The 13,995-nt window shown below is 70.9% G+C and carries 15 protein-coding genes; 7 read left to right on the forward strand and 8 right to left on the reverse strand.

What is annotated here, in order from left to right; all coding sequences use genetic code 11:
- Window positions 1–362: 362 nt before the first annotated feature.
- Window positions 363–725: a hypothetical protein gene (locus ACQ0O7_RS23515; protein ID WP_430784470.1), complete on the reverse strand. Its 363-nt coding sequence runs from the start codon at window positions 723–725 to the stop codon at window positions 363–365.
- 367 nt (window positions 726–1,092) lie between these two features.
- Here ACQ0O7_RS23515 and ACQ0O7_RS23520 point away from each other — a divergent pair, with 367 nt between their 5' ends.
- Window positions 1,093–3,600 carry an ATP-dependent Clp protease ATP-binding subunit gene (locus tag ACQ0O7_RS23520; RefSeq protein ID WP_430784339.1) on the forward strand — a complete coding sequence of 836 codons (2,508 nt, stop codon included), beginning with the start codon at window positions 1,093–1,095 and terminating at the stop codon, window positions 3,598–3,600.
- A 36-nt stretch (window positions 3,601–3,636) separates the two neighbouring features.
- Here the strand turns inward: ACQ0O7_RS23520 and ACQ0O7_RS23525 are convergent, their stop codons facing one another.
- A complete protein-coding gene (locus ACQ0O7_RS23525; RefSeq protein WP_430784340.1) occupies window positions 3,637–4,626 on the reverse strand; it encodes a LysR family transcriptional regulator in 990 nt (329 codons plus the stop codon).
- A 126-nt stretch (window positions 4,627–4,752) separates the two neighbouring features.
- Window positions 4,753–5,298, reverse strand: coding sequence for a hemerythrin domain-containing protein (locus ACQ0O7_RS23530; protein ID WP_430784341.1), 546 nt, complete (start codon window positions 5,296–5,298; stop codon window positions 4,753–4,755).
- Between the two features lie 101 nt (window positions 5,299–5,399).
- Here ACQ0O7_RS23530 and ACQ0O7_RS23535 point away from each other — a divergent pair, with 101 nt between their 5' ends.
- Window positions 5,400–6,707, forward strand: a complete 1,308-nt coding sequence (locus tag ACQ0O7_RS23535) for a M20/M25/M40 family metallo-hydrolase (RefSeq protein ID WP_430784342.1) — start codon at window positions 5,400–5,402, stop codon at window positions 6,705–6,707.
- Between the two features lie 23 nt (window positions 6,708–6,730).
- A complete protein-coding gene (locus ACQ0O7_RS23540) occupies window positions 6,731–7,414 on the forward strand; it encodes a hypothetical protein (protein WP_430784343.1) in 684 nt (227 codons plus the stop codon).
- Between the two features lie 182 nt (window positions 7,415–7,596).
- Here the strand turns inward: ACQ0O7_RS23540 and ACQ0O7_RS23545 are convergent, their stop codons facing one another.
- The 5 genes from ACQ0O7_RS23545 to ACQ0O7_RS23565 are packed head-to-tail and all read right to left on the reverse strand — an operon-like array spanning window position 7,597 to window position 10,580.
- Window positions 7,597–7,788 (reverse strand): DUF5703 family protein, encoded by a 192-nt coding sequence (locus ACQ0O7_RS23545; RefSeq protein WP_430784344.1) that lies wholly within the window; start codon window positions 7,786–7,788, stop codon window positions 7,597–7,599.
- A 27-nt stretch (window positions 7,789–7,815) separates the two neighbouring features.
- Window positions 7,816–8,142 (reverse strand): hypothetical protein, encoded by a 327-nt coding sequence (locus ACQ0O7_RS23550; protein ID WP_430784345.1) that lies wholly within the window; start codon window positions 8,140–8,142, stop codon window positions 7,816–7,818.
- Window positions 8,139–8,420 (reverse strand): hypothetical protein, encoded by a 282-nt coding sequence (locus ACQ0O7_RS23555; RefSeq protein ID WP_430784346.1) that lies wholly within the window; start codon window positions 8,418–8,420, stop codon window positions 8,139–8,141. Before ACQ0O7_RS23555 ends, ACQ0O7_RS23550 begins: the two co-directional genes overlap by 4 nt.
- Before the next feature lie 20 nt (window positions 8,421–8,440).
- Window positions 8,441–9,532, reverse strand: coding sequence for a hypothetical protein (locus ACQ0O7_RS23560; RefSeq protein ID WP_430784347.1), 1,092 nt, complete (start codon window positions 9,530–9,532; stop codon window positions 8,441–8,443).
- A 58-nt stretch (window positions 9,533–9,590) separates the two neighbouring features.
- Complete coding sequence (locus ACQ0O7_RS23565; protein WP_430784348.1) at window positions 9,591–10,580, reverse strand: aldo/keto reductase; 990 nt, start codon at window positions 10,578–10,580, stop codon at window positions 9,591–9,593.
- 136 nt (window positions 10,581–10,716) lie between these two features.
- Between ACQ0O7_RS23565 and ACQ0O7_RS23570 the strand changes: the two genes are divergently transcribed.
- The 4 genes from ACQ0O7_RS23570 (at window position 10,717) to ACQ0O7_RS23585 (ending at window position 13,979) form a co-directional block, all read left to right on the forward strand.
- On the forward strand, window positions 10,717–11,769 hold the full coding sequence (locus tag ACQ0O7_RS23570; RefSeq protein ID WP_430784349.1) for an LLM class F420-dependent oxidoreductase: 1,053 nt from the start codon (window positions 10,717–10,719) through the stop codon (window positions 11,767–11,769).
- Window positions 11,769–12,449, forward strand: a complete 681-nt coding sequence (locus tag ACQ0O7_RS23575; protein ID WP_430784350.1) for a histidine phosphatase family protein — start codon at window positions 11,769–11,771, stop codon at window positions 12,447–12,449. Before ACQ0O7_RS23570 ends, ACQ0O7_RS23575 begins: the two co-directional genes overlap by 1 nt.
- Before the next feature lie 109 nt (window positions 12,450–12,558).
- A complete protein-coding gene (locus ACQ0O7_RS23580) occupies window positions 12,559–13,167 on the forward strand; it encodes a DUF3090 domain-containing protein (RefSeq protein ID WP_430784351.1) in 609 nt (202 codons plus the stop codon).
- The gene (locus tag ACQ0O7_RS23585; protein WP_430784352.1) at window positions 13,164–13,979 is read left to right on the forward strand and encodes an SCO1664 family protein; all 816 of its coding nucleotides are present in this window, start codon (window positions 13,164–13,166) and stop codon (window positions 13,977–13,979) included. Before ACQ0O7_RS23580 ends, ACQ0O7_RS23585 begins: the two co-directional genes overlap by 4 nt.
- Window positions 13,980–13,995 lie beyond the last annotated feature (16 nt).

Here is a 13,995-nt window from a genome sequence, read left to right on the forward strand (position 1 = left end):
GCTGGACACGCCCTCCGCTGGACACACCTTTCGCCGGACACGTCTTTCGCCGGACATGCCTTTCGCCGGGTCGGTTCTCCGGCGCGCCGGGGTGGCGGGACTCTGTCTGGACTTGTCGTGTCGAGTGGGTTCCCCGGCCACCGCATTCGGCCCGGCGGTCGCCGGGCGGTCCGTCAGCGGCGCGGACGTCGCGCGGACCGGGCAGGGCTACCCGATCGGCGTGGGCCCGAGTGGCGTACCCACATGGGGTTGGGATCGGTCATCGGCCCGGAAGCCGCCGCGGACCTGGAGGGACGCGGACCGGAGGGCGGGGTGTGGTGAGTTCCGGGGCGGAGCGCACCCGAACTCGCCACGCGGGCCGGTCAGCGGGGGACCGTGGACGGGCCGCGGACCTCGGCGCCCAAGGCGGTCACCCGGGTGCGGAGGCCGCGGTCGGCGGTGACCACCACGGTGCGGCGGGTGGGGGCCGTCTCCCGGACCAGGTCGACGATCTTGTCGTCGCCGGAGCCGGTGGCTCGTTCGACGTGGACGCCGGGTGGGCCCTGGGGGACGTCTCGGGCCCGGCCCTCGACGACCAGGATCACCTCGACCGGTGCGGGCAGGCCGGGCAGGCCTGTCATGTGCAGGCCGGCCAGGTTGTCGCGGAGCCGGGCGGCGGCGCCGGGACGGTCGCGCCACCAGCCGTCCGGGACTGAACCGACCACGTTGGCGCCGTCGACGATCAGGACGGGACGGCCCGCTTCGTCCGGGGCGAGACGGCGGTCCGGGCCGGCCGGCGTGGGCCGGTGGCCGGTGTCGGGCGGGGTGGGGTGAAAGTCCGGGGCGGGGTGAATGTCCGGGGCGGGGTGCCTGTCCGGGGTGGTGTGGGTGGGAGGGCGGCCCGCGCCGGGTGGGCCGGGACGGTCCGGGTCGGCCGGTTCCGGCTCCTGGAAGAGCGGGGTGAGGGAGGGTGGATCCTGGGACGCCGCCATGAAGTTGAGTGTAGTCGTGTCAACTTTTTCCGCGATCCGGGAATCGCCGGGCTGTTTCACGCGCTGTTGACAGGCGGACGGCGCCGGTTTGCCGTTCCAGGTACCAGGAGAAGAGAGACTGATGAGCATCGGACCGTTCGGGCCGGCTGGGCCCGGTCAGTGGGACGACCTGTTCGCCCGCTTCTTCGGTGCGGCCGAGCCGCGCCGGTCGGCGCAGCGTTTCGACATCGCGCGCTACATGAGCAACGACGCCCGGCAGGTGCTGGCGGATGCCGCGCGCCGGGCCGCCGAGCTGGCCGGCGGGGAGCGCACCCTCGCCGATCTGGACACCGATCACCTGCTCTGGGCGGTGCTGCAGCAGGAGCCGATGAAGCAGACGGTGCGCCGCGCGGGCGCCGACCCGGATCGCCTGCTGGCCGAGATGGGCCGGCCGGAGGCGGCCGCCGGTGAGCTGCCGGAGAGCATCGCGCTGACCCCGGCCGCGAAGCGGGCCCTGCTGGACAGCCTGCAGATCTCCCGGGCGGTGGGCGCGTCGTACATCGGGCCGGAGCACATTCTGATGGCGCTGGGGCTGAACACCGATTCGGCCGCGGGCCGTCTGCTGGCCGGCCGGATCGTCGACCCGCGGACCATCCCGCACCACAGTGAGCTGCCGAAGGCGCAGCATCAGCAGACCGCGCCGACGCCGACGCTGGAGCAGTTCGGGGTGGATCTGACCGAGGCGGCGCGGCGTGGGGAGATCGACCCGGTGATCGGCCGGGCCGACGAGATCGAGCAGGCCGTGGAGATCCTGTCCCGGCGGACCAAGAACAATCCGGTTCTGATCGGTGAGGCCGGGGTCGGCAAGACCGCCGTGGTGGAGGGTCTGGCCCAGCGGATCGTGGACGGCGAGGTTCCGCTCACCCTGCAGGACAAGCGGGTGGTGCAGCTGGATCTGGCGGGGCTGGTGGCCGGCACCAAGTACCGCGGCGACTTCGAGGAGCGCCTGAAGAAGGTGATCGAGGAGATCCAGGCGTCCGGGGACGGCCTGATCGTCTTCCTCGACGAGATCCACACCCTGGTCGGGGCGGGCGGCGGCGGTGAGGGCGGCGGCATGGACGCCGGCAACATGCTCAAGCCGGCGCTGGCCCGGGGCCGGTTGCGGGTGATCGGCGCGACGACGCTGGACGAGTACCGCAAGCACATCGAGAAGGACGCCGCGCTGGCCCGCCGGTTCCAGCCGGTGCTGGTCGGCGAGCCGAGTGTCGAGGACACGGTGGCCATCCTGCGCGGGCTGCGGGACAACTACGAGGCCCACCATCAGGTACGCATCACGGACGAGGCCCTGGACGCGGCGGCGGTGTTGTCGGACCGGTACATCACCGACCGTTTCCTGCCGGACAAGGCGATCGACCTGATCGATCAGGCCGGCGCCCGGGTCCGATTGCGGACCAAGACGCCGGACGCCGACCGCCGGGAGCTGGAGCGGGAGCTGGAGCAGTTGTCCCGGGACCGGGATCAGGCGGTGGCCGCCGAGCACTACGAGCAGGCGTCGGAGCTGCGTGACCGGATCAACGAGCTGAAGGCGCGGCTGGCCGGGGGCGGCGCGGGCATGGCCGGGGTGCCGCGGGTGACCGAGGGGGAGATCGCCGAGGTGGTCTCCCGGGCGACCGGGATTCCGGTGGCGCAGCTGACCGAGGCCGAGCGGGACCGTCTGCTGCGCCTGGAGGAGGACCTGCACGCGCACGTGATCGGGCAGGACGACGCGGTGGAGGCGGTGGCCGAGGCGGTGCGCCGGTCGCGGGCCGGGCTCGGTGACCCGGAGCGGCCGGTGGGCAGTTTCCTGTTCCTCGGCCCGACCGGGGTGGGCAAGACCGAGCTGGCCCGGTCGCTGGCCGGTGCGCTGTTCGGGGACGCGGACCGGATGATCCGGCTGGACATGAGCGAGTTCCAGGAGCGGCACACGGTGTCCCGGCTGGTCGGGGCGCCGCCCGGTTATGTGGGGTACGGCGAGGCGGGGCAGCTGACCGAGGCGGTGCGGCGCCGGCCGTACAGCGTGGTGCTTCTCGACGAGATCGAGAAGGCCCATCCGGATGTCTTCAACCTGCTGTTGCAGGTGCTCGACGACGGGCGGCTCACCGACAGTCAGGGCCGGACGGTCAGCTTCCGGAACACCGTACTGATCATGACCAGCAACCTGGGCTCCGATCTGATCAACGGGAGCACCCGCAGTGTCGGGTTCGGCGCCTCGGACGGTGACGAGGGGCTGCGCGACCGCCTGGACAAGCGGCTCAAGGAGCAGCTGCGGCCGGAGTTCATCAACCGGATCGACGAGATCATCATCTTCCGGCAGCTGGAGAGCGACCAGCTGCACCGGATCACCGAGATGATGCTGGCCGAGACCCGGCGCCGGCTGGAGGCCCAGGACGTCCGGCTGGAGGTCACTCCGGCGGCCGTGGACTGGCTGTCCGACCGGGGTTTCCAGCCCGAGTTCGGGGCCCGGCCGCTGCGCCGGACTATTCAGCGCGAGCTGGACAACCGGCTGTCGAAGATGCTGCTCGCGGCGGATCTGGCGCCGGGCCGGACGGTCCGGGTCGACGCCCGCGACGGTGAGCTCGCCTTCGACGTGGAGATGTCCGCGGTCGGGTAGCGCGTTGCCGGGGCGCCGCACGCGGCGCCCCGGTGCTCAGGCCGCGGCCAGCTGGCTGTTGCTGCCGCCGAGATGTTGCGGTTCCTGGGTGCGCATCCATTCGGTGTACGCCTCATTGCGCGCCAGGATGTCCTGGTACGCCTCGGCCGCGTGGTCCATCAGCTTGGGCGCGCTGCGGGCCGCCGGGGAGTCCGGGTGCCAGCCGAGCACCAGCCGCCAGCGCAGTGGGGCGCCCCGGAGCGGCCGGCTGACCAGTCCGGCCGGTGGGCGGAAGGTCGGCTGGCACAGCCCGATGGCCAGGCCCAGTTCCACCATGTCGACGCAGTTGCGCACGTCCGATTCGAGGACCCGGCGCGGGGCGAATCCGGCGCGGGCGCAGGCGGCGGCGAAGCAGTCGGCGAAGCAGCCGTCGCCGGCCCCGGCCACCCATGCCTCGTCGGCCATCTCGGCCAGGTCCACCTCGACGTTCTTGGCCTGTGGGTGGTCCTCCTTGAGGAGCACGCAGACCGCGTCCACGCCGATGGTCTGCCAGACCAGGCCGTACTCCGCGGACGGCAGCGCGTCTCCGCAGACACCCACCTGCGCGTAGTCCAGTTTGCCGGCGAGGACCATGCCGGACAGCTCGGAGATGTAGTACGACGCGTGGGTGGAGATCTGTGCCTCCGGCTGGGCCGCGGAGAGGCGGTGCACCAGGTGGGCGACGACCGGGCCACCGATGGCGCCGATCCGGTACCTGCTCATGGTGTCGTGTCCACCGCCGGCGGCCAGCCGGGCGGCTTCGTCCTGCAGACCCTTCATCGCGGGCAGCAGCACTCTGGCGCGGGAGAGCACCAGTTCGCCCAGGGCCGTCGGTCGGGCCCCCCGGCGGTCACGGTCGAACAGCGGGCCACCCAGCGTGCGCTCGATCCGCTGGAGTTGTGCGGTGAGCGCAGGCTGGGCAAGGCCGAGTTGTGACGCGGCCTTGGTCACGCTGCCGGTCTCCGCGATGGCGCAGACCACCTTCAGATGCCGCAGCTCGAGGTTCATAGCGTGACGTTAGGACTAGAAAGGGATCGAACGCTAGTGCACGAGACGTGGAATGATCGGCATCTTGTGACAAACGTATGAACGAACAGGACCAATGTTACTTCCGGGTAGTAAACCGGCTTTTGGTCACAGATCCCTGGTGTACGTCGTACGCCCGGTGACCGCGTCCCGCAGCTTGTCGAGCACTCCCACCAGCGGATCGACCACCTTGTTCCAGGGCGGACGGGCTGGTGTCGCCGGGTGCGGCCGGGTCGGAGCGGCCTCCTCGGACGTCTCGAACCGGTTCCCCAGACGGATCAGGTCCTCGACCGGCGCCATCTGCTCCAGCAGCGGCAGCAGCTCCTCCGCGTCGGCCGCCACGTGCCGGCGGATCGACTCGGTGATGTTCGTCGCGTCGCCGCCCCGTTCCAGTCCGCTGAGCAACCTCAGCAGCTCCTGATCCTCGGCCAGCTCGCGGTCGGCGATCGGGCCACCGCCCGGCACCACCGTCCGGATCGCCGGATAGAGGTACTGCTCCTCGGCGGACAGGTGCCGGGAGACCGTGGCCACCAGCACCGAGGCGACCTTACGGTCGGACGGGTCGGCGGCCAGCCGGTCGGTCAGCGAGATGATCTCGCGGTGCTGTTCGGCGACCACATCGATGATGCTGCGCCCAGTAGTCTCGCCACCCATCGGCGGCAGCGGGGGAAGATTCGCATGAGGCACGGCAGAGCGGGTACCCGATACGGTTCTCCCCGCAAACCTCCGTCACAAGATGCTGGTAAGAAGGGCGAATGACGACCACCGCCGAGAACGAGGTCGTGGACCTGTGCCGCGACCTGCTCCGCATCGACACCACCAACACCGGCGACCCGCGGACCACCGTCGGGGAGCGGGCCGCCGCCGAGTACGTCGCGGAGAAGCTGGGTGAGGTCGGCGTCGAGTCACGGCTGCTCGAATCGGCGCCCGGGCGTGCCAACCTGATCGCCCGGATCCCCGGCGCCGACTCCGGCCGCGGCGCGCTGCTCGTGCACGGCCACCTCGACGTGGTGCCGGCCGACGCCGGCGAGTGGTCGGTGCACCCGTTCTCCGGCGAGATCAAGGACGGCTACCTCTGGGGCCGCGGGGCCGTCGACATGAAGGACTTCGACGCGATGGTCCTCGCCACCGTGCGCGAGTGGCGGCGCACCGGCTACACCCCGCCCCGCGACATCGTGCTGGCGTACACCGCCGACGAAGAGGCCGGCATGGAGTACGGCTCCCAGTGGCTCGTGCAGAACCACGCCGGGGAGTTCGAGGGGTGCACCGAGGCGATCGGGGAGGTGGGCGGGTACTCGTACACCATCAATGACGATCTTCGCCTCTATCTCGTCCAGACCGCCGAGAAAGGGCTCGACTGGCTGCGGATCCACGCCACCGGACGGCCCGGCCACGGCTCCTTCATCCACGACGACAACGCCGTCACCAGGCTCGCCGAAGCCGTCGCCCGGGTCGGCAACCACCGCTTCCCGACCGTCGTCACCCCCACCGTGCGGGCCTTCCTGGAGCAGGTCAGCGACGCCCTGGAGATCGAACTCGACCCGGAGCAGCCGGAACTCGCCGTCGCGAAACTCGGCCCGATCGCCAACCTGATCGGCGCCACGCTGCGCAACACCGCCAACCCCACCCGGCTCGCCGCCGGCTACAAGGACAACGTCATCCCCGGCAAGGCGTCCGCGACCATCGATTGCCGTACGTTGCCCGGCCACGCCGACGCCTTCCTGCGCGAGCTCCGGGAGGTGATCGGGCCGGACATCGAGATCGAGCACGTGCACCAGCAGCCGGCCGTGGAGACCGCCTTCGACGGCGACCTGGTCGACGCGATGGGTGCCGCGCTGCGCGCCGAGGACCCCGGGGCGCGTACCGTGCCGTACCTGATGTCCGGAGGCACCGACGCCAAGGCCTTCGCGACCCTCGGGATCCGCTGCTTCGGGTTCGCCCCGCTCCGGCTGCCCCCCGACCTCAACTTCAGTGCCCTCTTCCACGGCATCGACGAGCGAGTTCCGGTGGAGGGACTAAAGTTCGGCGTGCGTGTGCTCGACCGTTTGCTCCGAAACAGCTGAAATTGCGGAAGGACCCCCATCCCATGACCGACCAGAACGCCGAACTCGATGTCGCCCTCGACCGGGTGATCGAGGCGGCGCGGGCGCACCTCGCGGCCGTCAAGGCGGCTGCCGGCCGCATCGACGACGACGACGTCTGGCAGGCGTACGTCGACCTGAACAACGCCTCGTTCGCGTACGACGAGAAGCTTCTCGACGCCTACGGTGAGGTCACGCCGTGGGACGTCGAGTCGATCGACCCCGACGAGGCGGACAAGCGCTTCGGCCAGATCAGCGAGGGCGCCGGCGACACGGGCGCCGACCCGTACGAGCGGGTCGTCTCGGTCCGGCAGCGCCGCGACTACCGGGTGCCCAGCGTCTCCGCCCTGATGCGGGTCGCCGAGACCGCCCGGCGCAGCTCGGTCCCCGAGGACGAGGACGCCGGCCCGGTCGAGTCCGTCGGCGAGGCCGTGCTGGAACTGCTGCAGGCCGGCGACGGCTCCCTCGCGTCCCTCGACGTGCCCGAGCTGGAGCCGCTCGACGGCCTGCTCACGGTGACCGAGGTCGCCGAGCCCCTCGACCTGGAGGCGTTCGACGACGCCGACGGGTCCGGCCCGTTCGCCCCGGTCGAGACCGATCTGCTGGTCGGCCGGCTGGACGAGCACCCGTTCCTGCCGGACGAGGACGACCACGACCACGATCACGACCACGCGGGTCACAAGCACTGAATTTGATCGCTTCGCCTCCGGCTCGCTGAATCGTGCCCTTTCACGCTGAGGCCGAGGGCACCGAGAACGACCACGATCGGTTAGTCGTTTTCGGCACCCTCGGCCTCAGCGGGCACGATTCGTGCGGGCCGGGGTTACCCCAGCGGGCCGGGTTACCCCCTGCGCGCTCAGTGCCCGCCTCGTCAGTAGCTGAGGCCTGGTTGCGGGGTGCTCTGCAGGCGGCGGCGGAGCACCACCTTGCGGGTGCCGTCGGCGAAGAGCTGCACCCGGGCCAGCTCCCACCCGGAGAACTCCGCCTGAATGGCGAGCTGCGCCGCGGCGGTCAGCCGATCGACATTCGAAGGCAACCGCAGCGGCGCGTATTCGTAGTCCATGCGATCTAATATGCGCCCGGCCCCCGCTTACAGACCAGACCCGTGCGTCACACCGGTGGGCGAGAACTGCACCATCTCCCGGACCCAGACCACCCCGAGGCTGAGGGCGAGGAACAGCACCACCGTCACCATCCGGCGCCACGGGAAGCTGTCCAGCTCGCGGTCGACCGCGATCGAGACGCCGACGCCCACACAGATGACGTGCATGAGGCACAGGAACAGGGTGAGTGCGCGCCAGGCGGTGCTGTCGACGGTCGACCACACGATGTAGGCGCCACCCACGGTCGCGGCCAGGAAGAGCGCGGGAAAGACGATGAACGGGGAGGCGATCTGCAGACGGAGCCAGGTGCTCACGCTTCACCCACCCGGGCCCGGTCCCGGCCGAGGCGGGCGGCGTCCCGCTCGATGTCGGCGCGCTGCTCCGGTGACATCCGGCAGAGTTCCGATCTCCCGTTCGCCACGGCTTCGGCCAGGCCCTCGCCCAGCCAGCTGTTGCGGACCAGTTCCCGACCCGGCTCGCCGTCGAGCAGGGCCCGGGTCAGTTCGCCGACCGGATCGCCGTTCCCGCGCCTGGCGGCGAGGTGCTCGATCAACGCCCTGGCCACCGGGTCGTCGATGATGCTGCGGCTCATCGCGTCTCCTTCTCGCCCGGTCAGTTCCCGGGGCTCCGATACGGTTCGATGGTCGGTAGTCCGGTGAGTTCGGCCGAGGCCTTGAGCGCCGCCATGGACCCGGCGATCGCCTTCAGTGCGTTCTCGGCGTGGGTGAAGGCACTCGACATCTCGTTGTACAGATCGATCGCGTAGATGGCATAACTCAACGCCACCGAGTAGCCGATCACCGAACCCGCGAATGTGGCGATCATGGCGGTCCCGCCCGCCAGGCCGATGCTCACCAGCAGCAAGGAATCGATCATCTTCACGAAGAGTCCGCTGAAGACATCGTAGAAGTTCTTCACACACTCGGCGGACTCCCGGTACAGGGCGTTGAAGTTGTTCCCGAGGTCCTCCAGCGACCTCGCCGCTCCGGCGAGTCGCAGCTGGTACTCCTGGTAGTTCTCGGCCGCGTTCCCCCGCCAGACGGACGGGAGGGCGACCGCACCGGCGGCGAGGTTGTCGCCGATCGCGCCGGCGGCGGTCCCCGCGTTCGCCATGGCGGCCCCGGCCAGGATGTAGGAATCCCAGTCCCCGGCGAACCACTCGGTCCACAGCTCGAACGGGTCGTGATCGAACACCCAGATCGCCGCCTGCCGGAGATAGGCGAACGGGCTGATCAGGTCGACCATCGGGTTGAAGGACCAGAACTCGGCCTTCGGATCCTGTGGTGTGACCAGGTGATCGACCGGCTCGGCGGGGTCGGCGAACGGCGAACCGCCGGGCGGTATCCGCAGCCGTTCCTGGGTCAGCCTGCTCGCCAGGACGTTGGGGTCGACGGCGCCGGGCCGGGTGTGGTCCAGATCCCGGGCCGCGCGAAGATCCTCCCGGGAGAACTCGACCTGTGCGAGGTTGACCTGCGTGGCCGTGTTGGCCACCAGCAGGCGCAGCCGGGCCAGCGAGGTCGTCATCTCGTGCCGGGCGACCTCGTGAGGGGTGAGCACCTGAGTCCACAGGCCCTGCTGGAACGGGCTCAGATCGGAATGACGTTCGACGTACGACAGCGAGTCCTCGGTGTCGTCAGCGGCCCGTTGCAGCTGGTTGTAGAGCGAGTTGACACCGGCCACGTCGATGAACAGTTCACCACCCATGATCCCCCGCCTCGTGAACCCTCGTCACCGGGGTGTACCGCGGGGGAGGGCGGACGGTTCAGCCCTCCGGGTAGTGGGATCCCTCTCGTTCCGGGTAGCCGACCTCGATCGCGGAGACGTCCTCCAAGGCCATCGCTATCTCGGCGGGCAGGGTGAGCTGTTCGGCGCGGAGGGCGCCCTGCAACTGGCCGGCCGTGCGGGCGCCGAGGACCGGCGCGACGATGCCGGGGCGGTCGCGGATCCAGGCCAGGGCCACCTCCAGTGGGGCGACGCCCAGGCCGCCGGCCGCTGTCACCACCGCCTCGACGATGCTGGAGCTGCGGGGTTCCAGGTAGTGGCGGACGAACGCGCCCATGTGTTCGGTCGCGGCGCGGGAGTCGACCGGGCGGCCGTTGCGGTATTTGCCGGTGAGCACGCCCCGGCCCAGTGGGGACCAGGCGAGCACGCCGAAGCCGAGGGCGGCGGCGGCCGGCAGGATCTCGCGTTCGATGCCGCGTTCGAGTAGGGAGTACTCCATCTGGGCGGCGACGATCGGGGCCCGCCCGGGGTAGGCGGACTGCCAGGTGGCGGCGCGGGCGGTCTGCCAGGCGGCGAAGTTGGAGACGCCGGCGTAGCGGACCCGGCCGGTGGCGACGGCGTGGTCGAGGGCGGCCAGGGTCTCCTCGAACGGGGTCTGCGCGTCGTACCCGTGGATCTGCCACAGGTCGACGTAGTCGGTGCCGAGCCGGCGCAGTGACGCGTCCAGGGAGCGCAGCAGGTTGCCGCGGGAGGCGTCGCGCGGGCGGTAGCGGTGCGGGGTGAGGCCGGCCTTGGTGGCGATCACCACCTCGTCGCGGGGGACCAGGTGGTCGAGCAGGGAGCCGATGACCGCCTCGGCGTCACCGTCGCCGTACACGTCGGCGGTGTCGATCAACGTACCGCCGGCCTCTAAAAAGATCTTGAGTTGGTCCGAGGCGTCGTCCGGGTCGGTGTCCCGTCCCCAGGTCATGGTGCCGAGGGCGAGCCGCGAAACCGCTAGCCCGCTTCGGCCGAGCGGTCGCTGATGCATGAGTGAACCTTATTCAGACTCCCTGCTCAGCGAAATGCCGCGGCATCGGCCGGGTGGGTCGGTTACCGGACCGAAACAGCCCTGTCGCCGTATCAGTAGTCTTGCCAGCGGACATTCCAAGATCTCGGGAGGGCCAGTGCGGCTCGGACTCAGCCTCGGTTATCAGGCGGCGTGGAGCACGCCCGCCGACCACCTCGCGATGGCCCGGGAGGCGGACCGGCTCGGGTACGCGGTGGTCTGGGCGGCGGAGGCGTACGGCTCGGACACCGTCAGCATGCTCGGCTGGATCGCCGGGCAGACCGAGCGCATCGATCTGGGCGCCGCGGTGATGCAGATCCCGGCACGCACCCCGGCGATGACGGCGATGACCGCAGCGACGCTCGACACCCTGTCCGGCAAGCGGTTCCGGCTGGGCCTCGGCGTGTCGGGACCCCAGGTCTCCGAGGGGTGGCACGGTGTGCGGTTCGCTAAACCGCTTGCCCGTACGCGTGAGTACGTCGACGTCGTCCGGATGGCCCTGTCCCGTCAGCCGGTGGCGTACCGGGGTGAGTTCCACGAGCTGCCGCTGCCCGGTGGCGCCGGCAAGCCCCTCAAACTCGGGTTCCGCCCGGCCCGTACCGAAATCCCGGTCTATCTGGCCGCGGTGGGGCCGAGGAACCTGGAGCTGGCCGGCGAGATCGCGGACGGCTGGCTGGGCATCTTCGTGGCGCCGGACGCGGCGGCCGAGCAGCTGCGGCACATCGCGGCCGGCCGGGCGAAGCGGGGGCTGACCCTGGACGGGTTCGACGTGGTCGCCTCGGTGCCGGCGGTGCTCGGCGACGACCTGGACGCGTGTGCCGACGTGGTCCGCCCGTACGCGGCGCTCTATGTCGGTGGCATGGGCAGCCGGGAGCAGAACTTCTACAACGGCATCGCGGTCCGGATGGGCTACCCGGACGAGGCGAAGCTGGTGCAGGATCTCTATCTGAGCCGGCAGCCGGCCGAGGCGGCCGCGGCGGTGCCCCGGGACTTCATCGAGAGGACCTCCCTGATCGGTACGCGTGAGCAGGTCACCGAGCGGATCCGGGCGTACGCGGCGGCCGGGGTCGGGACCCTGTCGATCAGCCCGTACGTCGGTGATCTGCGCAGTGGCCTGGAGACCCTGCGGGTGGTCGCCGAGGCGTTCGCCGACGCGGATGTGGCGAGCTGATGGCCACCGTCCTGTTGATGCGGCACGGCCGGACCACCGCGAACGCCTCCGGCGGGCTGGCCGGGCGGCAGCCGGTGGAACTCGACGACACCGGCCGTGGCCAGGCGGTCCGGGCCGGTGAGCGGCTGCGGGACCTGCCGCTGGCCGCGGTGGTGAGCAGCCCGCTGATCCGCTGCCGGCAGACCCTGGAGCTGGCCCTGCCGGACACCGAGCCGGTGCTGGAGGACGGGCTGATCGAATGCGGGTACGGCGACTGGGAGGGCCGCCCGCTGTCCGAGCTGGCGAAGGAGCCGCTCTGGCCGGTGGTGCAGCAGCATCCGAGCGCGGCGGTGTTCCCGAACGGTGAGGCGATGGCCGACATGTCGGCGCGGGCGGTCGCCGCGATCCGGTCGTGGGACGCCCGGGTGGCCGCCGAGCACGGCGACGGCGCGGTCTGGCTGGCCTGCAGCCACGGTGATGTGATCAAGGCCATCGTGGCCGACGCGCTCGGTCTGCACCTGGACCAGTTCCAGCGGATCGTGGCCGATCCGGCATCGATCACCGTCATCCGGTACACCCCGACCAGGCCCTTCGTGGTCAGGGTCAACGAGACCGGCGAGCTGGGCTCACTGGTGCCGCCGAAGACGGCTGTCCCGGCGGGTGACGCGGCGGTCGGCGGCGGGGCCGGAGGAGGCGTCTGACAGCGCAGGGTGATCGTCTGATCGCCGCAGCGTAGGCCCCGTTGCGCCCTCGGCGAACCGGCCACGGTGACCCGCGCGGATATCCCCGCGGATGGCTAGGGTTGGTGCCATGACCCACCAAGTGCATGCATTCGAGCCGCCGGAGCGGTTCGTCGCCGGGACGGTGGGCGAGCCGGGTGACCGCACGTTCTACCTCCAGGCCCGCGGCGGTGGCCGGGTGATCAGCGTGGCGCTGGAGAAGGTCCAGGTGTCGCTGCTCGCCGAGAAGCTCGAGGAGCTGCTGCTCGAGGCGAACAAGCGGTTCGGGGTGTCGCTGCCGGATTCGCCGCTGGTGGCCGTGCACGACAACGAGCCCCTGGACAGCCCGGTCGACGAGGAGTTCCGGGTCGGCACCCTGGGCCTGGCCTTCGACGTCGACACCAGCACCGTCGTGATCGAGGCGATCGAGGCCGGTGAGCCCGAGGCCGACCTCGGCGGCTCCGGGCTGGACGATCCCTCCCTCGACGACTCCTCCCTCGACGACGACGAGGAGGACGACGACGAGCCCGACGAGGATCTCGACCGGCTGCGGGTGCGGCTGACCCCCGAGGCCACCCGCGCCTTCATCGACCGGGCCCGCCGGGTGGTCGCCGCCGGCCGGCCGCCGTGCCCGCTCTGCGGTCAGCCGCTCGACCCGGCCGGCCACCTCTGCCCCCGGCACAACGGTTACCACCGGTGACGGCGGAGCCCACGTCCGTGCTGGCCGAGGCCGATGCGCTCACCCTGCTCGAACGGGGTGGCATCGAGATAGAGGGGCGCCTCGCCGACGCCTCCAACACCACCCTGCGCGCCGAGATCAGCCTGGACGGGCTGACTCGGCGCTGCGTTTACAAGCCGGTCCGTGGTGAGCGCCCGCTCTGGGACTTCCCGGACGGCACCCTGGCCGGCCGCGAGGTGTCGGCCTATCTGGTGTCCCGGGCCACCGGCTGGGACCTGGTGCCGCCGACCATCCTGCGTGATGGCCCGCTCGGCCCCGGCGCGCTGCAGCTGTGGATCGACGAGCCGGCCGAGGTGCCCGCGCTGATCGGGTTCGTCCCGGCGTACGACGTGCCCGAGGGCTGGTTCCCGGTGGCCGCGGCCCGGGACGACGACGGGGACGCGTACGCGCTGGCCCACGCCGACGACATCCGCCTGGCCCGGCTCGCGGTCTTCGACGCGGTGATCAACAACGCCGACCGCAAGGGCGGGCACGTGCTCTACCCGGCGACCGGCGGGGTGCACGGCGTCGACCATGGTGTCAGCTTCCACGTGGAGAACAAGCTGCGCACCGTGCTGTGGGGCTGGACCGGGCAGTCGTTGCCGCCCGAGGCTGTGCTTGTTTTGGAACGCCTCATGGCGGATCTGTCCGGTGATCTCGCCTCTTCGCTGGAGGATCACCTGACCATCTCCGAGGTGCAGCACGTCGCCCTGCGGGTGAAACGGCTGCTGCGGGCCGCCCGGTTCCCGCAGCCGCCGACCGACTGGCCGGCTATTCCCTGGCCGCCGATCTAGAGGTTTAGCTCACGCT

It is taken from the genome of Actinoplanes sp. G11-F43 (assembly GCF_050589265.1).
GTDB lineage: Bacteria > Actinomycetota > Actinomycetes > Mycobacteriales > Micromonosporaceae > Actinoplanes.